The organism is Acidocella aluminiidurans (assembly GCF_055383125.1).
Genome location: NZ_AP031589.1, coordinates 1,126,491 through 1,146,828, shown reverse-complemented (window position 1 = coordinate 1,146,828; position 20,338 = coordinate 1,126,491). Strand labels below are relative to the sequence as shown.

Annotated in this window: 22 protein-coding genes, 1 tRNA gene and 1 riboswitch; of the genes, 6 read left to right on the top strand and 17 right to left on the bottom strand. The window is 65.1% G+C overall.

The window, feature by feature from the left end; all coding sequences use genetic code 11:
• Positions 1-37 precede the first annotated feature (37 nt).
• The 5 genes from ACZ46S_RS05875 to purH form a co-directional block, all read right to left on the bottom strand.
• Positions 38-1,210 (bottom strand): hypothetical protein, encoded by a 1,173-nt coding sequence (locus tag ACZ46S_RS05875; protein ID WP_464063714.1) that lies wholly within the window; start codon positions 1,208-1,210, stop codon positions 38-40.
• 155 nt (positions 1,211-1,365) lie between these two features.
• Positions 1,366-1,857: a 30S ribosomal protein S9 gene (gene rpsI / locus ACZ46S_RS05870; protein ID WP_464063713.1), complete on the bottom strand. Its 492-nt coding sequence runs from the start codon at positions 1,855-1,857 to the stop codon at positions 1,366-1,368.
• Positions 1,858-1,862: 5 nt separating this feature from the next.
• Complete coding sequence (gene rplM, locus ACZ46S_RS05865) at positions 1,863-2,327, bottom strand: 50S ribosomal protein L13 (RefSeq protein WP_295740490.1); 465 nt, start codon at positions 2,325-2,327, stop codon at positions 1,863-1,865.
• Positions 2,328-2,630: 303 nt separating this feature from the next.
• Positions 2,631-3,053: a hypothetical protein gene (locus ACZ46S_RS05860; RefSeq protein WP_295740492.1), complete on the bottom strand. Its 423-nt coding sequence runs from the start codon at positions 3,051-3,053 to the stop codon at positions 2,631-2,633.
• A 23-nt stretch (positions 3,054-3,076) separates the two neighbouring features.
• Positions 3,077-4,633, bottom strand: a complete 1,557-nt coding sequence (purH, locus tag ACZ46S_RS05855; RefSeq protein WP_464063712.1) for a bifunctional phosphoribosylaminoimidazolecarboxamide formyltransferase/IMP cyclohydrolase — start codon at positions 4,631-4,633, stop codon at positions 3,077-3,079.
• A gap of 24 nt (positions 4,634-4,657) precedes the next feature.
• Positions 4,658-4,735: riboswitch (ZMP/ZTP riboswitch) on the bottom strand.
• Positions 4,736-4,919: 184 nt separating this feature from the next.
• Between purH and ACZ46S_RS05850 the strand changes: the two genes are divergently transcribed.
• Complete coding sequence (locus ACZ46S_RS05850; RefSeq protein ID WP_464063711.1) at positions 4,920-5,300, top strand: hypothetical protein; 381 nt, start codon at positions 4,920-4,922, stop codon at positions 5,298-5,300.
• A 3-nt stretch (positions 5,301-5,303) separates the two neighbouring features.
• Here ACZ46S_RS05850 and ACZ46S_RS05845 read toward each other — a convergent pair whose 3' ends face one another.
• From ACZ46S_RS05845 to rpe, 5 genes are all read right to left on the bottom strand, one after another.
• Positions 5,304-5,804 carry a CreA family protein gene (locus ACZ46S_RS05845; protein WP_464063710.1) on the bottom strand — a complete coding sequence of 167 codons (501 nt, stop codon included), beginning with the start codon at positions 5,802-5,804 and terminating at the stop codon, positions 5,304-5,306.
• The gene (locus tag ACZ46S_RS05840) at positions 5,801-6,937 is read right to left on the bottom strand and encodes a glycosyltransferase family 4 protein (RefSeq protein ID WP_464063709.1); all 1,137 of its coding nucleotides are present in this window, start codon (positions 6,935-6,937) and stop codon (positions 5,801-5,803) included. The genes ACZ46S_RS05845 and ACZ46S_RS05840 overlap by 4 nt, the downstream gene beginning before the upstream one ends.
• Before the next feature lie 85 nt (positions 6,938-7,022).
• Positions 7,023-8,036 carry a UDP-glucose 4-epimerase GalE gene (gene galE, locus ACZ46S_RS05835; RefSeq protein WP_464063708.1) on the bottom strand — a complete coding sequence of 338 codons (1,014 nt, stop codon included), beginning with the start codon at positions 8,034-8,036 and terminating at the stop codon, positions 7,023-7,025.
• A gap of 4 nt (positions 8,037-8,040) precedes the next feature.
• Positions 8,041-9,648, bottom strand: a complete 1,608-nt coding sequence (locus tag ACZ46S_RS05830) for a heparinase II/III family protein (protein WP_464063707.1) — start codon at positions 9,646-9,648, stop codon at positions 8,041-8,043.
• Positions 9,645-10,352 (bottom strand): ribulose-phosphate 3-epimerase, encoded by a 708-nt coding sequence (rpe, locus tag ACZ46S_RS05825; RefSeq protein WP_464063706.1) that lies wholly within the window; start codon positions 10,350-10,352, stop codon positions 9,645-9,647. Before rpe ends, ACZ46S_RS05830 begins: the two co-directional genes overlap by 4 nt.
• 82 nt (positions 10,353-10,434) lie before the next feature.
• On the opposite strand from rpe, the gene ACZ46S_RS05820 reads away from it, so the two are divergent.
• Positions 10,435-11,649, top strand: a complete 1,215-nt coding sequence (locus tag ACZ46S_RS05820) for a glycosyltransferase family 87 protein (RefSeq protein ID WP_464063705.1) — start codon at positions 10,435-10,437, stop codon at positions 11,647-11,649.
• Here the strand turns inward: ACZ46S_RS05820 and ACZ46S_RS05815 are convergent.
• A complete protein-coding gene (locus ACZ46S_RS05815; RefSeq protein WP_464063704.1) occupies positions 11,624-12,850 on the bottom strand; it encodes a transcription antitermination factor NusB in 1,227 nt (408 codons plus the stop codon). The genes ACZ46S_RS05820 and ACZ46S_RS05815 overlap by 26 nt on opposite strands.
• 85 nt (positions 12,851-12,935) lie before the next feature.
• Between ACZ46S_RS05815 and ACZ46S_RS05810 the strand changes: the two genes are divergently transcribed.
• Positions 12,936-13,829 carry a ketopantoate reductase family protein gene (locus ACZ46S_RS05810; RefSeq protein WP_464063703.1) on the top strand — a complete coding sequence of 298 codons (894 nt, stop codon included), beginning with the start codon at positions 12,936-12,938 and terminating at the stop codon, positions 13,827-13,829.
• A 93-nt stretch (positions 13,830-13,922) separates the two neighbouring features.
• On the opposite strand, the gene ACZ46S_RS05805 is transcribed toward ACZ46S_RS05810, so the two are convergent.
• The 5 genes from ACZ46S_RS05805 to ACZ46S_RS05785 all read right to left on the bottom strand — a co-directional run bounded on the left by ACZ46S_RS05805 (position 13,923) and on the right by ACZ46S_RS05785 (position 16,426).
• Positions 13,923-14,396, bottom strand: a complete 474-nt coding sequence (locus tag ACZ46S_RS05805; protein WP_295740529.1) for a YbaK/EbsC family protein — start codon at positions 14,394-14,396, stop codon at positions 13,923-13,925.
• Positions 14,397-14,467: 71 nt separating this feature from the next.
• Positions 14,468-14,680, bottom strand: coding sequence for a hypothetical protein (locus ACZ46S_RS05800; protein ID WP_008493599.1), 213 nt, complete (start codon positions 14,678-14,680; stop codon positions 14,468-14,470).
• 150 nt (positions 14,681-14,830) lie between these two features.
• Positions 14,831-15,007, bottom strand: coding sequence for a hypothetical protein (locus ACZ46S_RS05795; RefSeq protein WP_162173883.1), 177 nt, complete (start codon positions 15,005-15,007; stop codon positions 14,831-14,833).
• Positions 15,008-15,104: 97 nt separating this feature from the next.
• On the bottom strand, positions 15,105-16,139 hold the full coding sequence (locus tag ACZ46S_RS05790) for an ATP-binding cassette domain-containing protein (protein ID WP_464063702.1): 1,035 nt from the start codon (positions 16,137-16,139) through the stop codon (positions 15,105-15,107).
• 211 nt (positions 16,140-16,350) lie between these two features.
• Positions 16,351-16,426, bottom strand: a tRNA-Ala gene (locus tag ACZ46S_RS05785).
• Between the two features lie 121 nt (positions 16,427-16,547).
• On the opposite strand from ACZ46S_RS05785, the gene ACZ46S_RS05780 reads away from it, so the two are divergent.
• From ACZ46S_RS05780 to ACZ46S_RS05770, 3 genes are read left to right on the top strand one after another with little or no spacing between them, the layout of a single operon-like run.
• On the top strand, positions 16,548-16,856 hold the full coding sequence (locus tag ACZ46S_RS05780) for a YggT family protein (RefSeq protein ID WP_464063701.1): 309 nt from the start codon (positions 16,548-16,550) through the stop codon (positions 16,854-16,856).
• Between the two features lie 43 nt (positions 16,857-16,899).
• Positions 16,900-19,482 (top strand): MMPL family transporter, encoded by a 2,583-nt coding sequence (locus ACZ46S_RS05775; RefSeq protein ID WP_464063700.1) that lies wholly within the window; start codon positions 16,900-16,902, stop codon positions 19,480-19,482.
• Entirely contained in the window at positions 19,466-19,678 is a 213-nt protein-coding gene (locus ACZ46S_RS05770; protein ID WP_464063699.1) for a ribbon-helix-helix domain-containing protein, read from the top strand. The genes ACZ46S_RS05775 and ACZ46S_RS05770 overlap by 17 nt, the downstream gene beginning before the upstream one ends.
• Here ACZ46S_RS05770 and ACZ46S_RS05765 read toward each other — a convergent pair whose 3' ends face one another.
• A complete protein-coding gene (locus ACZ46S_RS05765; RefSeq protein ID WP_464063698.1) occupies positions 19,679-20,275 on the bottom strand; it encodes a hypothetical protein in 597 nt (198 codons plus the stop codon).
• Between the last annotated feature and the right edge of the window lie 63 nt (positions 20,276-20,338).

Below are 20,338 nucleotides of genomic sequence, written 5' to 3'. Positions count from 1 at the left end.
GATCTTCTGAATGCTTTGACAACCATAGGCGAGGACATCAATGCGGTGCCTGGGGTTGCTTATAGGACAGGGTGCAATAAAAATGCCGCAGGCTGTAAACCGTCCGCCGCTTGCCCCAGCGGTCGTCGAGCAGCTTCAATCGCGAGAGGATGCTGGCGAACGTCTTGTTGAAGTTTTCCACCGGCTTGCCGTCATAGCCGCAGAACACCAGATCGCCAGGTTCGACGTGTCGCGAGAGTTGTTTGAGCCGGTCCAGATAGGCTTGCGTGCCTTCGCGGCAGACAACGGTGCGTGCGCCGGTTTTGGTCGTGGGTGCGACCTCCACAACGAGTGCGGGTTTGTTCTCGGCGTCCTTTTCTATCCGCAGGTCCTGCCAGCAGAGCTGCCGGGCTTCGTTGGGCCGAAGGCCGGAATTGGCCATGAAGAGAAGGTAGTTGCGCAGAAGCTCGCGCTGATAGCGATGCATTGCATTCGGTCCGGAGCGGTGCAGCCGGCCGCCCCGCTCTTCCGGGGTTAAAACCAGCCCCTCTTTCACCCACTCACGCAGGTAGGTATAGATCTGTTTCCACTCAGCTTCATCGAAGGATGGCCTGCGCTCCACGCCCTTGGTGTGCTTAACCTTGGTGGCCTTGATCCATGGTTCGCGTTTGACGAAGCCGATGCGCTTGCCCCAGCGGAATATCTGCCGGAGCATGCCGGCCTCCATATCCAGTGTCTTTTGCGCGGGCACGCGGGCGGCATTGGCCGGAATGTCTTCGTCATCCTCCCATTTCTCAGGGTTGTGGTAGTTGATGCGCCAATCCCAATATTGCTCGACGAAGGCATCCGGCATGTCGTTCACGCGGGCGTCCCCGAAGAAAGGGATAAAATATTTCTCCGACATGAACTTGTGCAGCCTCTGGCGGTGGACCGACAGGCCAGTTTCGTGAGCGCTGTAAAAGCGCTTCCATAGGTCCTTGAATTTGAGGTTCCCGGCGATTCTCACATCCACGCCGAGCTTCTGCTCGGCCCGGAGTTCGTAGAACAGGTCCTCAGCCAAGTTGAGGGCGGTGGGAAGGTCGCGGGTCTTGAGGGACCGGATTATGTAGCCGGTGACGCCGGGGATTTTTAAGCGGGCCTGATAGACCTGCTGGTTGGTGTCGCCTCGCCGGTACACCATGACGGCCCCGTCTCGGAGGCGGTGGGCTTGCTGGTAGAAGCTCTCGACCATGATCCAAACTCCACAATTTCTGTGAAAGTTCTGTGCAAAACGCTAACTGGAAACAGCGTTGGAAACAAGGGTCTGTAAAGCGTCTGTGAATGTAAAAACAGGGACCTGATCTACGTCAAGCCCCTGTTTTAATTGAATAAATTGAAGCCTAAGACTTAGCGCTTGGAGAACTGGAAGGAGCGGCGGGCCTTCGGCTTGCCGTACTTCTTACGCTCGACCATGCGGCTATCGCGGGTCAGGAAGCCGGCGGCCTTCAGGATCGGGCGCAGATCCGGCTCGAACAAGGTCAGCGCGCGGGAGATGCCGTGGCGCACGGCGCCGGCCTGGCCGGAGAGGCCGCCACCGGTGACGGTGCAATACACGTCGAACTGGTTGTAGCGGTCAGCCACCAGGAAGGGCTGGGTGATCAGCATGCGCAGCACCGGGCGGGCGAAATAGACCGGGGCGGTCTTGCCGTTCACGATGATCTCGCCCTTGCCGGGCTTCACCCAGACGCGGGCGATGGCGTTCTTGCGGCGGCCGGTGGCGTAGGAGCGGCCCTGCGCGTCCTTCTTCGGTTCACGCTTCTGGGGCTGGGCGTCCGGGGCGGCGGCGCCGGCGGTGGCCTGGAGGTCCTTCAGACCGGCGAAAGCATTGGTTTCGGACATTGGAATCAAGCCCTCTTGTTCTTGGAGTTCAGCGCGCCGACATCGAGCGCCTTCGGCTGCTGGGCGCCATGCGGGTGCTCAGGACCAGCATAGACATACAGGTTCTTCATCTGCTGGCGCTGCAGCGGGCCACGGGTGATCATGCGCTCAACCGCCTTCTCGACCACGGACTCAGGGTTCTTGCCGGCCAGGCGGTCCTTGATGGAACGCTCCTTGATGCCGCCAGCATAGCCGGTGTGGTAGTAGAAGATGCTGTCTTCCAGCTTCTTGCCGGTCAGCTTCACCTTCTCCGCGTTGACGATGACGATGTTATCGCCGCAATCGACATGCGGGGTGAAGGTGGCTTTGTGCTTGCCGCGCAGGCGCGTGGCAACGATGGCCGCGAGGCGGCCGAGGATCAGACCTTCGGCGTCAATGAGGATCCAGTCCTTCTTGACATCCGCGGGCTTGATGGAAATCGTCGTTTTCATATGCTCACCCAAAGAATAGTGGCGGGCTTATGAGCAAGCGCGTCTCAAAGGTCAAGGGTTTTGTGTGTGGTATTTTCATACCACATCGCCCTGAGTCAAAGCATTCCGCGCCTTAGCCGCAGAGGCGAAGGCCTCAAAACGCCCAGAACTGAAGGTCGCAAAAGTTTTGGGCGGAGGCGGCGAAGGTTCCGCCGTTGCAAAGCAACGGTGGAAGGCCGCCGGAGGGGCAGCTTTTTTCAAAAAGCTGCCAAAAAGCTGCAAAGAAAAAACCCTGCTTTCTCAGTGGGAAAGCAGGGTTTTTTCTTAATCCAGCCTCGGCTCGCTGCGCCGTGGCCGCTGCGGGGCGGCGGGGCGTGGCTCGCGGGTGGCGGAAAAATCCCGGTCCGCGAAGCCACGGCTATGGGGAATGGGCGCGCGCGAGGGGGCTTGGGGCTCCTCTACGGGCGCCTGGCGGGCGCGTTTCAACTGGGCGAAATTGGGGGTGTCGTCATAGCTGTCCATGGCGCGGACCGGCGTCTGGATCACACCGCTGGCGCGCATCTGCATCACCCGCAGCTCCTCGCGCATATCCTCCAGCTCACCCTCGATCGTCTCCAGCCGGGCTTTCAGGCCGAAGACATTGAAGGGCACCATCAGGAAGGCCAGGAACCAGAGCAAGGCCGGCACGGCGAGGGCCAGGAACAGCCAGCCCGGCATCCAGTCCGGCAGAGTGAAGGGCAGGGTCATCAGCATAGCCTCATCATAACGAATTAGTGCCGGAAATGCCGCATATTTGTGAACACCATGGCGATGCCGGCTTTGTCAGCCGCCTCGATCACCTCGGCATCGCGGATCGAGCCGCCGGGCTGGATCACGCAGCTCGCCCCGGCGGCAATCGCCGCTTCCAGCCCGTCGGCAAACGGGAAGAAGGCGTCGGAGGCCACGGCGCAGCCGGTGAAATCCAGCTTCGCCTCCTTGCCGCGCCAGGCGGCGATGCGGGCACTATCCACCCGGTTCATCTGCCCGGCGCCGACGCCGATGGTGGCCTTGTTCTTGGCATAGACGATGGCGTTGGACTTCACATGCTTGCCCACCCGGAAGGCGAACAGCATGTCCTCCAGCTCCGCCGCGCTGGGGGCGCGCTTGGTCACCACTTTCAGATCAGCCGCCTCCACCCGCCCGGCATCGCGGCTCTGCAGCAGGAAACCGCCAGCGAGCGATTTGAAGGTGACACCGGCCTCGGTCGGGTTCGGCACGCCGCCAGTGGTCAGCAGGCGCAGGTTCTTCTTCTTGGCCAGCAGCGCCTTCGCCGCCTCGGTCACCTCCGGGGCGATGATCACCTCGGTGAAGATGGTGGCGATTTTCGCGGCGGTTTCCTCATCCAGCGTGCGGTTCAGCGCGACGATGCCGCCAAAGGCCGAAACCGGGTCGCAGGCCAGGGCCAGATCCCAGGCGGCGGACATGCTCTCGGCCGTGGCCACCCCGCACGGGTTGGCGTGCTTGACGATGACGATGGAGGGCGCGTCGAACTCCGCCACGCATTCGAAGGCGGCGTCGGTGTCGTTGAAGTTGTTGTAGGACAGCTCCTTGCCCTGGTGCTGGGTGGCGGTGGCAACCCCGAAGCGCTTGGGCGTAGAGGTATAGAAGGCCGCCGATTGGTGCGGGTTCTCGCCATAGCGCAGAGCCTGCTTCTTCTCGCCGGAGAAGGAGAAGCGCTCGGGATATTCCTCGCCCAGCTGCCCCGCGAACCAGCCGGAAATCGCGGCATCATAGGCGGCGGTGCGGGCATAGGCGCCGGCGGCGAGGGTGCGGCGTGTCGCCAGCGTGGTGCCGCCATGCGCCGCGATCTCTTCCAGCACCTTGGCGTAATGCGCGGGCTCGGTCAGCACCGCCACGCTCTCATGGTTCTTGGCGGCGGAGCGGATCATCGCCGGGCCGCCAATATCGATATTCTCGATGCAATCCTCGAACGCCGCCCCCCGCGCCACCGTCGCCTCGAACGGGTAGAGATTGACCGCGACCAGATCGATCGGCGCGATATCGTGGGCGGCCATCTGCTCGATATGGGCGGGGTCGTGCCGGCGGCCGAGGATGCCGCCATGCACCTGCGGCACCAGCGTCTTCACCCGGCCATCCAGGATTTCCGGAAAGCCGGTATGTTCGGAAACCTCGGTCACCGGCACGCCGGCCTCGCGCAGCATCTTCGCCGAGCCGCCGGTGGAGAGGATCTTGGTTCCGGTCGCGGCCAGGCTCTGGGCGAATTCGACCAATCCGGTCTTGTCCGAGACGGAAATCAAAGCGGTGCGGATAGGGACGATGTCTGACACGAGGCGGCTCCGTTATTGGCGACGATGCGATGCCCAGGCGCGCGGCGATCTCCCCCACGCTCCCCGATGGTAGCCATCTGAGCGCCAGTCACGTGCGGGCCGGCGCGGTTTCGCATGCGGCAAAACCGGATGCAAGCAGGCAAGCGCTGCGGGTAACGCAGGCATGTCGTAAATTTAAACCACTCTGCCTGTGGCAAATTTGTCGCAGTGTAATCAAGTTTTGCTGTATGAATTTAATCAGGCCGGGGCGCCTCCCGGTCAGGCTGTTGTTCAGGAGGTTTTGAGCATGGTCAGGCAAAGTTGGCAGGGTTTTGTTTTCGCCGGTGTGGCGGGGATCGCGGCGATCAGCGCCTGCGCGATGGCCGCACCCGGGCCGCATGTCACGGACGCATCGGTGCAGGTTCCCACCCCGGCACTGCCGAAAGCGGCCGCCAAGCCGGCGGCGCCGCAATTTTCGGTGCAGACGCCGATCGACCAGATCGCGGCGGATGCGCGCGGTAAGGCGGTGCTGAATCGCGATATGCCGGGGCTGATCAGCGATCCGCGCTATGAGCTGTTTTCCTCGATGAGCCTCTCCCAGCTCGCCAGCCTCTCCGGCGGCCGGCTGACCCAGAGCGATCTGAAGAAGGTGAATACCGATCTGGCCGAGCTCTCCCCCGGCCAATAGGATTCATGCCCCCGGCTGCGCCTGCACCGCCACGGCGGAGACGGCGTTGGCGGGAGAGCCCCGCAGCACCTTGGTGCTGGTCAGCACATAGATCACCGCATCCTTCTTATCATCGAGGATGCGCGTCAGGATGAAATGCTTGAAGATCAGCGAGGCGGAAATCGCGCCGATCTGCTCCTGCCGCGGCAGGTCTGCGGGCAGGTTCACCGGCCCATGAGCAATACAGTTGAGTGAAAACTCGCTCGGATCGCTCGCCAGCCCGACTCCGCCGGCGAGGCCGCCGGTTTGCGCCGAGGCGGCGTAGCAGGAAATATTCGGGATCTTCGGATCGTCGAAGCGCTCCACCACCACCTTGTCATTGGGGCCGAACCAGCGGAAATTCGTGCTGACCGCGCCGATCTGATGCCGGTCGCCGCCATGGGGCATCACCAGCCAGAAAAACAGCCCCACCAGCACCAGAATCGCCAGCAGCACAGCCAGCGCGCGATAGAGAAATTTCCTCAACCCCGTATCTCCTTCAGCCCGTCATAGATCGCCAGGGTTTTCTGGCAGACGATTTCGTCAGAAAAATGCGCGGCGACGCGCGCCCGCCCGTTCGCCCCCAGCCGGGCGCGCAGGCTGGGGCTGGCGATCAGCCGGGCCAGGGCGGCGGCCAGCGCCTGCGGATTGTGCGGCGGCACCAGAAAGCCGGTCTCGTTATCCACCACCGCCTCGCGGCAGCCGGGAATGTCGGTAGCCACCGCCGGCCGGCCGGCGGACATCGCCTCCAGCAGCGCCTTGGGCAGGCCTTCGCGATAGGTCGAGGGCAGGGTGAAAATATGAATCTGGCGCAGCAACCCGGCCATGTCCTTCACCGGCCCCAGCCATTTGATCAACCCTTGCGCCTCCCAGCCGCGCAGCTCGGCCTCGGTGATCGGGTTGGGGTTGGAGAGGTCAGGCGCGCCGGCCAGCCAGAACTCCGCCTGGCCTTTCAGCAGCCGCGCCGCCTCGATGAAATCCGGGATGCCCTTTTCGCGGATCAAACGCGCCGCCAGCAGGATGCGCGGGCGGCCCTCCGCTTCCGTCATCGGGGCAAACAGCGTCATATCCACCCCCGCGCCGCGGATCAGCGCGGTGCGTTCGCGGGCCACCATCCGGCCCTCGACCATCGCGTTCAGATCATCCGGGTTTTCGAAAATGGCGATGCCGTGTTTAGGGCTCATCGTGGCGCGCAAGCCTGCCGAGACCAGCGGCTTCAAAATTTTCGCCAGCAGCTTTTGGGAGGAGAACACGAAGCCCAGCCCGATCGGCGCGTTCACTACGGCGGGCACGCGCGCCAGCCGCGCGGCGATGCCGCCGAAAATGATCGGCTTCAGCGCGATATGATGCACCACATCCGGCTGCAGCCGCCGATATTGCCCCGCCAGCCAGAGCGAGAATGCCAGCTCCTTGAACGGGTTGAGGCGCTTGCGGTCGAGATCGGCGGCGATGAATTCGATGCCCGAGGCCTCGATGTCGGCACGGGACTGGTTTTCGCGGGTGATCAGCACCACCCGCCAGCCGGCCGCCTGGGCGGCCAGGCCGCGCGCCCAGAAATGCGAGGCGAAGAACCAGTCTTCCATCAGCAGAAAGACGAGGGTGGGGCGTTGCTTGGGCATGCGGCGGATTTAGGCCATGCGGGTGAGCACCGCCAGCCCGCCGGTGCGGGGACCGATGCGGCTCAGGCGAAATACCCCGTGTCTTTCAAATATCGTTGATCCCGGCCCGCGCCGCCTGCCAGCGCCAGCTATCGCGGCACATATCCTCCACCCCCAGCCTTGCCTTCCAGCCGAACAGCCGCTCGGCCAGCGCCGGGTTGGCGTAATAGCTGGCGACATCGCCGGCCCGGCGCGGGGCGATGTTCACCGGGATCTCCCGGCCCGTCGCCGCCTCGAACGCCTTCACCAGCTCCAGCACCGTGGTGCCGTTGCCGGTGCCGAGATTGACGGTGACGGAGACATCATTGGCGGTGATATGCTCCACCGCCAGCGCATGCGCCAAGGCCAGATCCATCACATGGATATAATCGCGCTCGCCGGTGCCATCGCGGGTGGGATAGTCATTGCCGAAGACATTGAGCTGGGCGCGCTCGCCGGTGGCCACCTGGGTGACGTAAGGCATCAGATTGTTCGGCACGCCGCGCGGGGTTTCGCCGATGACGGCGGAGGGGTGCGCGCCCACCGGATTGAAATAGCGCAGATTGGCGGCACCTTTGAGCTTGCCGGTGCGCGCCAAGTCGCGGATCAGATCCTCCATCACCAGCTTGGTGCGGCCATAGATGTTTTCCACCCGTGTCGGCGCGTCCTCCAGAATCGGGGAGCTGTCCGGCTGGCCATAGACGGTGGCGGAGGAGGAAAATACCAGCCGCGCCACGCCGGCCGCTTGCATCGCCTGCATCAGCCGGATCGTGCCGATAATGTTCATGTCGTAATAGAGCAGCGGATCGGCCTCGCTCTCGCCCACCGCCTTCAGCGCCGCGAAATGGATCACCGCCTCCACAGGATGCGCCCTCAACGCCGCCGTCACCGTCTCGGTATCGCGGATATCGGCCTCGATGATCGTCATGTCCTGGCCGGTGAGGCGGGCGAGGCGGGCGGGCACATCGCGCTCGGCATTGGCGAAATTATCGAGAATGACGATCTCGTGGCCGCGCTCAGCCAGCACGGCGGCGGTATGGGAGCCGATATAGCCGGCGCCGCCGGTCAACAGAATGCGCATGGGATCAGGCCTTGGTGATGGTCCATTTAACATGCTGCGGGCCATCCTGATGGCCCGGCAGCACAATCTGCTCGGCACGGCGCGGCTCGGCCTGGCCGAAATACACGCTCTCCTCGATCTTCGGCGCCGCCCCCTCGGCCTTCAGCCGGAAGCCGCGCCCGGAGGGGGTGCGCAGCAGCACCGTCTCGTCATCCTGCACCAGGCTGGCGGTGACGTTGGGGTGGAGATGGAAGCGTATGGCGAAAGGCTGCGGGGTTTCCGCCTCGATCAGATCCTCGCCCTGCAATTCCTCGCCGGTTTCGGAGAGGCCGAGGCGGCGGTGATGGATGGCGCCGAAGGGCTTGCTCCAGCCATCGTGATTGGCCTCGATCCAGCCGACACCGCCGGCCTCCTGGCGGTGCACATTCACGTTCAGCGGCCGCCGGCCGAGCCCGTTTTCCTTGATCTCGGCGGAGGAGGTGTCGGCGATGATCAAGGTGGAATGGGCGGCGGTGCCGCGCAGCACCCCGGCCCAGTCGCTGGCCAAAGCCGGGGCGGCGCCGCAATTGACGATCAGCCGGTCCTTGCCGAAGGAATATTCAAAGCCCAGCGTGCCGGCATGGGCGAAACGGTCCAGCCCCGGCGCGGTCGGCACACCGGCATCCATGAACAACACCGCCTTGCCGGCGGCCAGGCGAAACAGCCCGCAGGCTTTCAGATGCGCCAGCGTGCCGCGCGCCCGCCCGGCCTGGGCCAGCACCAGATCCACCAAGGTCGCCAGCTCTTCCTGCGAGCCGTTGAACAGAGGCAGCCCGCCATCGCCATGGCGCAAGGCGCGCAGGGCGGCGGCGGCGTGCTCGATGGCGGTGACCAGCTCGGTCGGCGGGGTTTTGCCGCCGGCCTGCATCAAGGCGCGAATTTCGGTGAGGTCCTGCAGCGCCAGCAGATGCGCCGCCGGGCTGCGCTCAATATGGCAGCCATCGGCGAAGAATTGCCGGGAGAGCTCGGGCAGCAGGATCTTCTGCACCCGGGGCAGATATTGCACATGCTCGGGCATGGCGATGGAGGCGGCGGTGAGCCCCTTCAACGCGGTCAGCGCCCGTCCATCCAGAAACTCGGCCGGCAGGGCGGCGGAGAGGGTGCGGGCATCCTGCACCAGCCGGTGCATCAGCGCCTGGCGGAAGGCGTCATCCGCCGAGGCGGCGAAGAAATCATAATGGCCGAGCCAGGCGGCCAGCCGCGCGCCCGCCACGTCCGGCGCGTAGGAAATCGGCTCGGGCTTGGGCGTGTCCATGTAATCCATGGCCAAAGCGCGGGCGCGGGAGCGGGCGGCATCGGTGCCCAGAGCGCGCAGATCCCGCAGCCAGGTGAAGCCGTGCAGATGCGCCCGCAAAAGCCGGGTGCAGCCGGGGGCGGCGGCGAAAATGTCATGATGGATGGGCAGCACCGCGCCGCCGAATTCCAGCTCCGCTTTCACCAGCCGGGCGCCGCGCGCCGGGTCGCCCGGCCAGGGGTCGCGCAGCGAGAGGGCCGGCGCGTCCGGCCCGCCGGCGGGGCGCAGATTTTGCAGCCTGGTGAACCAGGTGCGGGCTTGGCGGCCGATGCCAACCGGCTTGGCGGGGCCTTCGCTCATCCGCCCTGGCTAAGGCTGGTGGCAGCCGGCAGGGCAGGGTGGGCGTTGCGGATATCCTGGATCGCCTTCGTATAATCCGGCGCGCCGTAAACGGCGGTGCCGGCGATCAGGCAGGTGGCACCAGCGGCGAGCACGCCAGGGGCCGTCTTCGGCGTGATGCCGCCATCGATCTGCAGCACGATATCGTGGCCGCTCTCATCGATCATGCGTCGCAGCGCTGCGATTTTGGAAAGTTGCGAGGCGATGAAGGCCTGCCCACCAAAGCCGGGATTGACCGTCATCACCATGATGATGTCGGTGAGGTCGAGCACATGCGCCACCGCATCGATCGGCGTGGCGGGGTTCAGCACCACCCCGGATTTCTTGCCCAGGCCACGAATATGCTGGAGCGTGCGGTGCAGATGCGGGCCGGATTCCGGATGCACGGAGATATGATCCGCCCCCGCCTCGGCGAAGGCGGTGATATACGGGTCCGCCGGGGCGATCATCAGATGCACGTCCAGCGGCATCTTGGTGTGCGGGCGCAGCGCTTTGACGACCAGCGGGCCGAAGGTGATGTTGGGGACGAAATGCCCGTCCATCACATCCAGATGCAGCCAGTCCGCCCCCGCTTGCTCGACGGCGATCACCTCCTCCTTCAGCCGGGCGAAATCGGCGGCGAGCAGGGAGGGGGCGATGAGCGGGCGAGTCGGGGCGGAATTCATGATGCTTGGTTGTAACCGGCAGGGTATGGGTTTCACAAGCGGGGGATTGAGCGGCGTGTGACGAAGCGGCATGTTGGCGGAGATGCTCGAGTCGCACCACGCCAAATCTGATCGTCCTCGACTGCGAATTCTATTCATCTTCGCTGTCTCCTTTATTCTTTTGTTTTATGGCCTGTACGCGGCAGCGAATATCTATCTGCTGTGGATGAGTCGGCGTGATCCTGAAATCCTGCCGACGGACGGCCAATTGCCGCAGGGTGATTTCGGCTTGTTCTGGTGCGCCGGCAACGGGCTGATTACCGAAGCCGCCGCCCGGTTCGGCTTGCACCTTGCCGACAGCTACAGGGAGATTTGCACGACAGATATTTTGGCAATCAATGCTCCGGCTCGCTTAGCTTGGCCATATCCGCCAACGATGGGTTTTTTAGTTGTTCCCTTTGCGTTGTTGCCGATCAAGCTAGGGTTCTGGGTCTGGCGTGGTGTTTCGATTCTGTTCGCGGCCGCCATGTTGCGGGTCGCCGGTCTGGGATGGCGGGTGATTCTGCTTGGCTTGGCAAGTCCGGCCGCATGGCATGATCTTTTTGGCGGTCAAGACGGAACGTTAACCGGGGCCATGCTCGTGAGCACTCTGCTGCTGGCGCTGAGAAGGCCCGTGTTAGCTGGGGCATTGGCTGGTTTGCTGACCATGAAGCCGCATCTTGGTTTGCCGCTGGTGACCTTGATCCTGCGTCGCCGTGCATGGAAATTGCTGTTGGTCGCAGTATTTGTGGCGCTGGTCTTGGTGGGCTTGTCGTTGCTCGTGTTCGGGTGGGCGGATTGGGTGCGCTTTCTTGGTGTTGCCCAGCGCGATGAGTGGCTTACGGCAAATGTTCCGTTCAAAGTCGATTTTCCAGCCGCTGGGATCACGATTTATCATATGGCGCGTAGCCTTGGTGCGGCAAATCATCAGGCTTGGGTGCTGCAAATTATAGGCGGTGCAATTGCGTTGGGGTTGATTTGGTGGATCTGGAAGCCAGCTCGCATGGTGGAAATGCCACGCATGATCTGCACGGTCAGTCTAAGTATTTTGGTCATGCCGCACGGATTTCTTTACGATCTTGTGGCATTTTCCACGGCGATGGCACTTATCATGGTTGAAATTGGCGGCGAGCTGGGCCTTGTCGCCTCGCTCGCTTGGCTATGCGGGGGCTACACCGGGACAGTCGCCAACCTAACAGGCCTTCTGCTTTTCCCCCTCGTCGCTGTCGCTGGTGCGTGGTTGGCCTGGAAGGTCAGGGACGCACCAGCCTGGCAATAAAGAACCCGTCCATGCCGCCTTGTTCGGGCCAGAGGCCGGGATGGGTGCGGATGTCGCCTTGCGCGGTCACCGCCTCGGGCAGTTCGGGCAGGCTGAGCGGGTCGCGCTTCAGCCCCAGCCGTTCGCAGGCGGCCTCCACCCGCGCCGCACCTTCTTGTGGCTGCAAGGAGCAGACGGCGTAGATCAGCCGTCCGCCAGGGGCGAGCATCGCGGCCGCCGCGTCCAGCAGCTTGTCCTGCAGGGCGGTGACGGTGTCGATGTCGCGGGCCTTGCGGATATGCAGCAGCTCCGGGTGGCGTCGCGCGGTGCCGGTGGCGCTGCAGGGCGCATCCAGCAGGATGGCGGGGAAAGGGGCGGCGGGCTGCCAGCTGGTGGCATCGGCCAGTACTGTTTCGGCGGCAAGATGCAGCCGCTCCAGATTGCCGCGCAGCGTCGCCAGGCGGGATTTGTCGCGCTCCACCGCCGTTACCGCGGCGCCGGCGGCGCAGAGCTGGGCGGTTTTGCCACCCGGGGCGGCGCAGAGATCCAGCACGCGCTCGCCCGGCTGGGTGGCAAGCAGCTTCGCCGGCAGCGCGGCGGCGGCGTCCTGCACCCAGATTTTGCCCTCGGCGAAACCGGGGATCTCCATCACCGGCGTCCCGGCGGGGAAACGGTAGGAGCCGGTGGGCAGGGCGATGCCGCCTGCAGGCACGACGCCGGGCAGGGCGGAGACATCCAAAGCCGCCTCATGCGCATGCGCCTCGGCAATCGCCCGCGCCTCCTTGCCCCAGCTCGCCCAGGCCCAGGCGGGGGTGTCGAGCCTGGGCATGTCCAGCTCCTCCAACGCCGCCGGCCCGGTGGCCACCACCTTGCGCAGCACCGCATTCACCAGCCCGGCGAAGGGGGTGAGCTTGCGCGCGCGCGCCAGCTCGACCGAGGTGGCGACGGCGGCATGGGCGGGTGTGTCCAGAAACAGGAAGGCCGCCGCCCCCATGCGCAGGATGATGCGCAGCTCCGGCGGCGGGTCGCGGCGCAGATAGGGCTCCAGCACCGCGTCCAGCGTGCCGACATGGCGCAGCACGCAGGCCGCCAGCCGGTGCGCGGCGGCCTTGTCGCGCGGCTCGATACGCGGCAGCGAATCTAACGCTGCATCCAGCGGCCGGCCCTTCGCCAGCACGGCGTGGAGCAGAGTGAAGCCAGCATTGCGGGTCGGGTCTGTCATAAGCGTCCTTGGGTTCAGGGGCGGGGCCTAGCATAATGGCGGGGGCTCTGGCCATCGCTCAGGGCGAAAAGGAAGGAAAGCTGCCATGAAGATCGCGGTGATGGGGGCCGGCGCGGTAGGGTGCTATTTCGGCGCGCTGCTGGCCAAGGCGGGGCATGAGCTGGTGCTGATCGGCCGGCCTGCGCATGTGGAGGCGATTGCGGCCAAGGGGCTGTTGCTGGAGCGCGCCTCGGGTAGCGAATACGTGCCGCTGCGGGCCGTCACCGGGGCTGAGGGCGTGCAGGGCGCCGGGCTGGTGCTGGTCTGCGTGAAATCCGCCGATACCGAGCAGGTTGCCGCCGAGATGGCGCCGCATCTGGCGCCGGCGGCGATGCTGATCAGCCTGCAGAACGGGGTCGGCAATGCCCAGCGTCTCACAACTGCCTTGGGGCGGGGCGTTTTGCCGGCGGCGGTATATGTCGCCACCGAAATGGCCGGGCCTGGCCATGTTCGCCATCATGGCCGGGGCGAGTTGAAGCTGGGCCAGGGGCATGGGGCGCGGGAGCTGGCGGCGTTGCTCAACGAGGCCGCGATCCCTACCGACATCGCCGAGGATGTCGAGGCGGTGCTGTGGACCAAGCTGGTGCTGAACTGCGCCTATAATGCGGTCTCCGCCGTCACCCGCGCGCCATACGGGCATATCGTCGCGGTGGAGGGGGCGCATGAACTGATCCGCGCTCTGGTGGATGAGGCGGTGGCGGTGGCGGCGGCGGAAGGGGGGCTGCTGGCGCCGGATCAGGCCGAGCGCTGTATCGAAGCGGCGCAGGCGATGAAGGGGCAGCTCTCCTCGACCGCGCAGGATCTGATCCGGGGGCGCAAGACCGAGATCGATGATCTCAACGGGCATGTGGTGCGGCGCGGGGCGGCGCATGGCATTCCCACCCCGGTGAATGCGGCGATGACGACGCTGGTGAAAATCCTGGAAACCGCGCCGGCTTGAACTGTCTTTGGGGGCGTGGCAACGGCGTTGCCATCACCCCGAACGTTTTCGCCGCTTTTTTGAAAAAAAGCGGCACCAAAAAACTTTTGTAACTTAAGCTGCTTCAGGGGGTTGGCAGGCATCCACCCAGTCCGCCTGGGTGATCTCCACCATCCGCGCCGGGCTGATGCGCAGCGCGCTGTTGGTGGCGCCGGCGGCGGGCAGCACTTCCTCAAAGGCCTGCAGCGAGACATCGCAATAAACCCGCAGCGGGCTGGCCAGCCCGAACGGGCAGACCCCGCCGACGGGATGGCCGGTCAACGCCGCCACCTCTTCCACCGGCACCATCTTCACCTTGCCGCCAAAGGCGGTCTTGGCCTTCTTATTATCCAGCCGCGCATCGCCGCGCGCCACCAGCAGCACAACCTCCTCGCCCACACGCAGCGCCAGGGTCTTGGCGATCTGGGCGGGGGCAACGCCATGCCCGGCGGCGGCAAGCGCCACCGTCGCGGTGCTTTGCGGAAGCTCCAGGATCTCGATGTCAGGCGCTTGCTCCGCCAGAAAAGCGCGGACAGAGTCGAGGCTCATGGCAATATCCCAGTTGAATGGTTCAGCCCGGGAGGCTGTCATGGATCGCGGGGTGGCGAAAGCCCCGCGGCTTATTTCTCCGGCTTGCTCACCAGCAGCGTGGCCAGCAGGATGGTCAGCAGCACCAGCACCAGCTCGGTCGCGGAGGGGGACAGCGGCACGACATGCCAGGTGACGGCCGGCACCTGATTGGCCGGAAAGCCACTCGCGGCCTGCAGGGCCGTGGCATCACAGGTGGAAGCGTAATACGCCTCGAAGGCGTCCGGACAGGCGGTAAGATTCATTTGCAGCGTCCCAGATTGCAGCGTCCCAGATCGGCGAAACACGCCGGCACGCAATAGGCCGGCGCCCCCTCAAATGGCGGCTTTATACCGCACTGCACAATCGCTTATTTTCGCCAACTGCCTTGCGTCCGAAGCAGCAATGAACGGGGCTTATTTTTTCGGTCGGTCCGCCAGCAAGGTCGCCAGCAACGCGCTTAAAAGCACCAGCACCCATTGCGTCGCGATCGGCGAGAGCGGGACCATATGCCAGGTCACCGGCGGCGCGCTGGGATGGCACGCGGCCGCCATCACCGGCGAGGTGATGGTCGTGCAGATGGATGGCGCCATGGCCTGCCTCATCTCCCCAAAAGGCCGCGCCAGGAGGGGGCGGCGGACATGATATGAGATCCGCCCCCGCCCCCCGCAAGCGCAGACGCGGGCAGCTTCAACCCGCTCCGGACAGAGGGAGGGAGGGGAAGCGCGGCGCGGCGGCGCCTGGCTGCGCCGCTATGCCGGACGGATTCAGGCCCGCCCCTGCTTCGAGGCCGCCGGCGGGCTGGGCTGGGCGGTGATAGATGCCGCGTACCCGCCCCGCCGTCTGCCGATCGCCGCCAGCCAGCAGCACCAGGCTGTCGGCGATCTCGCGGGCCTGTTTCTGGCTCTGCAGCACCACCAGCAACGCGCCGCGCGCCCCCAGCCGGCGCAGCAGCCCGAGCAGCATCTGGGTGTCCTCGTCGCTCATGGCGCTGGTCGGTTCGTCGAGCATCAGCAATTTCGGCGCGGCGGCGGCTTCGCGCAGGAGCATCGTGGCGCGGCGCAATCCGGGCGGCAGCTCCAGGAGCGTCTGGTCGAAGAGCGGGATCAGCGCCTCCATGCCCATCTCGCGCACCCAGCCTTCCGCCCAGCCGCGCCGGGCGGCGGCGGGCAACGATGAGTCGCGGTGAAAGAGCAGGTTCTCCAGCACGCTGCGCCGGAGCAGATCCGGCCGCGGCGCGACCAGCACGGGCGGTTTCGTCTCGCCCAGCGTCAGCCCCTGATAAAAGACCTCTCCCCATTGTTGATAGAGCGCATTCTCCGCATACAGCCCGGCGAGGGCGCGCAGCAGCGTGGATTTGCCGGTGCCGGGCGGCCCCATCAGCACGCAGACGCCCTGGGCCGGCAGCGTGAAACTGAGATCGTCCAGCACGATTTTGGTGCCGAACCCCAGCCCGAACGCCGCGCAGGACAGCACTGGCGGCGCGGCCTGATGCGTCAAGGCGCCAGAGAGCGGCTCGGCATCGATCAGCGGGCCGTCATCATCCTCGTCCGGTTGATCCTCCCGCAGACTCTGCCGCAACGCCGCGATGCCATCCACCATATGGCTTTCTAAGGCCCGCGCGGCCTCGGCGCGGCGCAGCCGCCGCCCGTGCAGCCGCAACGCCGCCACGGCGATCCCACCGCAAACGCCCGCCAGCCCTAGGTAAGGTGCCACATGTTCCATCGAGGCTCTCGCAACCGCACATCCCATTAAAACGTTTGGATGGAGAAACGGCTACCGGAAAGATTGTTCGTCCGGGGCAGGTGTCGCGCCGGCGCGGCCGTTATTCAGCCGCCAGCGGGCTGGTGCCGGAAAAACCGAAACATGACAAGCTTGTAACCAAATCGGCACAACTGATCTGGCGCCGGGATTAAATTTTTGTCGGAAGGGCGGCTGGTGGAGCTGAGGGGAATCGAACCCCTGACCTCGTCATTGCGAACGACGCGCTCTACCAACTGAGCTACAGCCCCGGTCCCGTCATGCGATGACCGCGTGGGGGCGGCGTTTCGCGCATTCGGAAGCGGAAGTCAACATTGCTTTGACACATTCCTCCCGCTAGGTCTCTGGCACCCGAAATTTTTGAGGAAAACCATGGTTGGCGCGATTTTCTGGCTGGCGTCCGAACTGATTCACCTGCTCATTCTCGCGATCATCGCGGCGGCGGTGCTGAGCATGCTGGTGGCGTTCGGCATCGCGAATCCGCGCAATCAGTTCGTTTATACGGTGGGGGATTTCCTCACCCGAATCACGGACCCTGTGCTGCGTCCCATCCGGCGATTCCTTCCCTATATGGGGAATATCGATATTTCGCCGGTCATCGCCATTTTGCTGCTGGAAGCGCTGCAGATGGTGCTGGCTGATCTTTACGCTCAGATCGTGATGCGCGGTCTGGCATTCTAAGGCCGGGACGTTGCGCAAGCGCCCGGCTCGCCAGGGGATAAGTGTGAGGCTGATCAATTCCATCGTCGCCACAGCCAGCCGCCATGCCGTGCTGTGCGTGCTGCTGTTCCTGGTGCTGGGCGGGCTCGGGCTGGGCTATACGGCGCGGCATCTGGCCATCGATACCGATACCGATCATCTCTTCGCCGCCTCGCTGCCCTGGCGCCAGGCGCAGATCGCCGAGGATAAGAATTTCCCGCAATTCAACGATCTGATCGTGGCGGTGGTGCGCGCCGATACGCCGGAGGAGGCGAAGGAGACCGCCACCGCGCTGAACGCGGCGCTGCAGGCCGATACCGCGCATTTCAAAGATTCCAGCTACCCGTCCGGCGCGCCCTTCTATACCGATGAAGGGCTGCTGCTGCTGCCCACGGACGCGCTCGCCAAACTGCTGAACCAGATTGTCGCCGCACAGCCCTTCCTCGGCCAGCTGGCGGCGGACCCCTCCGCGCGCGGGCTGCTGGATGGGCTGGCGCTGATCACCCAGGGGGTGCAGGCCGGGGCGGATATCTCGCCTTATAATCAGGCGATCGCCGGGGTGCGGGCGAATTTGCAGGCGGCGGCGAATGGCAAGCCGGTGCCGCTCTCCTGGCAAAGCCTGATCATGGCCGGCGCGCCGGGGCAGGGGGGCGCGGAATTCGTGCTGGCCCACCCGAAGCTGCAGCAAGGCACGCTGCAGCCGGGCGGCGCGGCGACCAAGGCGCTGATGGCGATCGCCAAGACCCTGCCGGATGTGAAGGCCGGGCGCGCGAGCGTGAATTATACCGGGCAGATCCCGCTCTCGGACGAGCAATTCGCCTCGCTCACCCACGGGCTGGTGCTGGGCGGCATTATCAGCGTCGTGCTGATCGCGCTCTGGCTCTATCTGGCGCTGCGCTCCTGGCGGCTGATCCTGCCGATTTTGCTGACGCTGGTGATGGGGCTGGCGCTGACCATGAGCTATGCCGCCATCGTGGTGCGCACGATCAACCTGATCTCGGTCGCCTTCGCCATCCTGTTCATCGGGCTGGCGGTGGATTTCGCCATCCAATATTGCGTGCGGCTGCGCGCGGTGCGGCTGATGGAGCCGGAGCTGGGCCCGGCCTTGCGCGAAACCTCGCGCCTGGCCGGGGCGCAGATCGCGCTCGCCGCCACCGCCACCGCCTGCGGCTTCCTCGCCTTCGCGCCCACACCCTTCGTCGGCGTCGCGGAGCTGGGCGAGATCGCGGGGGCGGGCATGTTCATCGCCTTCTTCTGCACCATCAGCTTCCTGCCGGCGCTGCTGCGGCTGTTCCGCCCGCATCCTGAGACGGAATCGGTGGCGCTGCCGGGCGGAGCCAAGGCGGACCATTTCCTGCGCCGCCACCGCCGGGCGGTGCTGGGCGTGTTCGGGGCGCTGGCGCTGGCCGGGCTGTGGGGGGCGATAACGCTGCGCTTCGACGCCAACCCGCTGGATACCAAGGACCCGAACACCGAGAGCATGCGCACCATCCATTCCCTGCTCGCCGACCCGCAGACCAACCCGTTCTATGCGGATGCGCTGGCCCCCAACCTGGATGCGGCGCGCGCCCTGGCGGATAGACTCAGCCAGCTGAAAGAAGTGTCGCAGGCGATCTCGGGCGCCACCTTCGTGCCGCAGAACCAGCCGCAGAAGCTGGCGATGCTGGCGCAGGCCCAGACCATCCTGGCGCCGACCCTGCTGGCCGCCGCCACCCCGCCGCAGCAGCCGGTCACCGCGCAGGAGATCCGCGACGCGATGGCCAAGACCATCGCCGCGATTACCAATGTGCAGGCGAAACTGCCGCAGGGCAGCGCGCTTCTGGGGATCGCGACGGTGCTCAAGCAGCTGCAGGGCGAGGATGACGCGCATATCATGGCGATGAATGCCGCCATCACCCGCTTCCTGCCGCTGGAGCTGCAAAACCTCACCCGCGCCTTGCAGGCCAAGCCGATCACCCAGGAAAATCTGCCGGCTTCGATCAAGGCGGACTGGTTCCTGCCCGATGGCCAGGTCCGGGTGGAAGCCTTCCCGACCGCGGCGGCGCAGAGCACCAAGGGGCTCTATGCCTTCTCCAAGGCGGTGCTGGCGGCGGCTCCCAATGCCGGCGGCCCGGCGATCTCCACCATCGCCACCGCGGGCACGATTCTCAGCTCCTTCAAGGAGGCGGCGATTCTGGCCTTCATCGCCATCGCGGTGATCCTGCTGGCGGTGTTCCGCAATCTGCGCGACAGCCTGCTGGTGCTGGCGGCGCTGGCGCTCTCGGCGCTGCTCACCGCCTTGTTCGCGCGGATGGCGGGCATGTCGATCAACTATGCCAACATCATCGCGCTGCCGCTGCTGCTGGGGGTGGGGGTGTCCTTCAATGTCTATTTCGTGATGAATTTCCGTGCCGGGATGCGCAACTTCCTGGCCTCGGCGACGGCGCGGGCGGTTTTGTTCTCGGCACTCACCACCGCCACCGCCTTCGGCTCGCTCGCCGCCTCGGCGGATCGCGGCACGGCCAGCATGGGGGATCTGCTCTTTCTCAGCCTGGCGGCGGTGCTGGTCTCCACTTTCATCTTCCTGCCAGCCTTGCTGCACACCCTCGCCGATGCTCGAAAAACGTAGTTTTTCGCTCTCCGGCCATCGCACCAGCGTGGCGCTGGAGCCGGAATTCTGGGCGGTGCTGGGGGAGATTGCGGCGCGCCGGGGGCTGGCGGTCTCCGCGCTGGTGACGTTGATCGACGCCGAGCGGGGCGGAGAGCGGCCGCTGGCCTCGGCGCTGCGGGTGTTCGCGCTGTTGCAAAACAAGAACGTGGACTGATCAACCCATTGTGAAAGCTGGATGATTGCGGTGCCGTGCCGTATTGGGTAGGCATCCTTTCATGAAACCAATCGCCGACCTATTTCGCCAGTGCCGGGCGGTGACCTCGATCGAATACGCGATCATCGGCATGGTGATTGCGGCCAACATTACCGTTGGTGTGGCGAGTGTCGGCCATGCGACGGCGCAGCCGGTCAGTACGGTCAACAAAGCATTGTCCGGCAAGCCGAGTACGGCCACCGGCAGCGGGACGGCCAGCAATGCCGGAACCACGGGCAGCGCCTCCGGTACGAGCAGTGGCAGCAGCGCGACGGGCAGCAAAGCCACGAGCGGCGGCAGCGGCACGGGCAGCACGACCACCAGTTCCAGTTCCGGTTCCAGCAGCAGCACGCCCAGCGGGCCGGGCGCTGCCGGCACAGGCAGCTCTGGTGCCAGCGGTAACAGCAGCGGGGCGAATACAGGTAGCAGCGGAAGCAGCGGCACCAGCGCCTCCGGTGGCGGCACCTCTACCAGTGGCGTCACCGCCTGCAGCAGCAAAAAGAAGAAAAACAAAAAATCCAACGCCTGCCCCAGCAAAACGGGCAGCGGCAGCACCAAGAAAAACGGCTGATCGCGAACACAAAAAACCCGCCGCTGGTTGCCCAGGGCGGGTTTTCTGTG

What these genes read in the sequence shown, in the direction of transcription:
- rpsI (WP_464063713.1), bottom strand. Translation starts at nt 1,857, where the DNA reads ATGTCCGAAACCAATGCTTTCGCCGGTCTGAAGGACCTCCAGGCCACC.
- ACZ46S_RS05820 (WP_464063705.1), top strand. Translation starts at nt 10,435, where the DNA reads ATGCTCGAGTCGCACCACGCCAAATCTGATCGTCCTCGACTGCGAATT.
- ACZ46S_RS05780 (WP_464063701.1), top strand. Translation starts at nt 16,548, where the DNA reads ATGGTTGGCGCGATTTTCTGGCTGGCGTCCGAACTGATTCACCTGCTC.
- ACZ46S_RS05860 (WP_295740492.1), bottom strand. Translation starts at nt 3,053, where the DNA reads ATGACCCTGCCCTTCACTCTGCCGGACTGGATGCCGGGCTGGCTGTTC.
- ACZ46S_RS05770 (WP_464063699.1), top strand. Translation starts at nt 19,466, where the DNA reads ATGCTCGAAAAACGTAGTTTTTCGCTCTCCGGCCATCGCACCAGCGTG.
- ACZ46S_RS05800 (WP_008493599.1), bottom strand. Translation starts at nt 14,680, where the DNA reads ATGAATCTTACCGCCTGTCCGGACGCCTTCGAGGCGTATTACGCTTCC.
- ACZ46S_RS05830 (WP_464063707.1), bottom strand. Translation starts at nt 9,648, where the DNA reads ATGAGCGAAGGCCCCGCCAAGCCGGTTGGCATCGGCCGCCAAGCCCGC.
- galE (WP_464063708.1), bottom strand. Translation starts at nt 8,036, where the DNA reads ATGCGCATTCTGTTGACCGGCGGCGCCGGCTATATCGGCTCCCATACC.
- ACZ46S_RS05790 (WP_464063702.1), bottom strand. Translation starts at nt 16,139, where the DNA reads ATGGAACATGTGGCACCTTACCTAGGGCTGGCGGGCGTTTGCGGTGGG.
- rplM (WP_295740490.1), bottom strand. Translation starts at nt 2,327, where the DNA reads ATGAAAACGACGATTTCCATCAAGCCCGCGGATGTCAAGAAGGACTGG.
- ACZ46S_RS05805 (WP_295740529.1), bottom strand. Translation starts at nt 14,396, where the DNA reads ATGAGCCTCGACTCTGTCCGCGCTTTTCTGGCGGAGCAAGCGCCTGAC.
- ACZ46S_RS05795 (WP_162173883.1), bottom strand. Translation starts at nt 15,007, where the DNA reads ATGGCGCCATCCATCTGCACGACCATCACCTCGCCGGTGATGGCGGCC.
- ACZ46S_RS05850 (WP_464063711.1), top strand. Translation starts at nt 4,920, where the DNA reads ATGGTCAGGCAAAGTTGGCAGGGTTTTGTTTTCGCCGGTGTGGCGGGG.
- rpe (WP_464063706.1), bottom strand. Translation starts at nt 10,352, where the DNA reads ATGAATTCCGCCCCGACTCGCCCGCTCATCGCCCCCTCCCTGCTCGCC.
- ACZ46S_RS05815 (WP_464063704.1), bottom strand. Translation starts at nt 12,850, where the DNA reads ATGACAGACCCGACCCGCAATGCTGGCTTCACTCTGCTCCACGCCGTG.
- ACZ46S_RS05810 (WP_464063703.1), top strand. Translation starts at nt 12,936, where the DNA reads ATGAAGATCGCGGTGATGGGGGCCGGCGCGGTAGGGTGCTATTTCGGC.
- ACZ46S_RS05875 (WP_464063714.1), bottom strand. Translation starts at nt 1,210, where the DNA reads ATGGTCGAGAGCTTCTACCAGCAAGCCCACCGCCTCCGAGACGGGGCC.
- ACZ46S_RS05840 (WP_464063709.1), bottom strand. Translation starts at nt 6,937, where the DNA reads ATGCCCAAGCAACGCCCCACCCTCGTCTTTCTGCTGATGGAAGACTGG.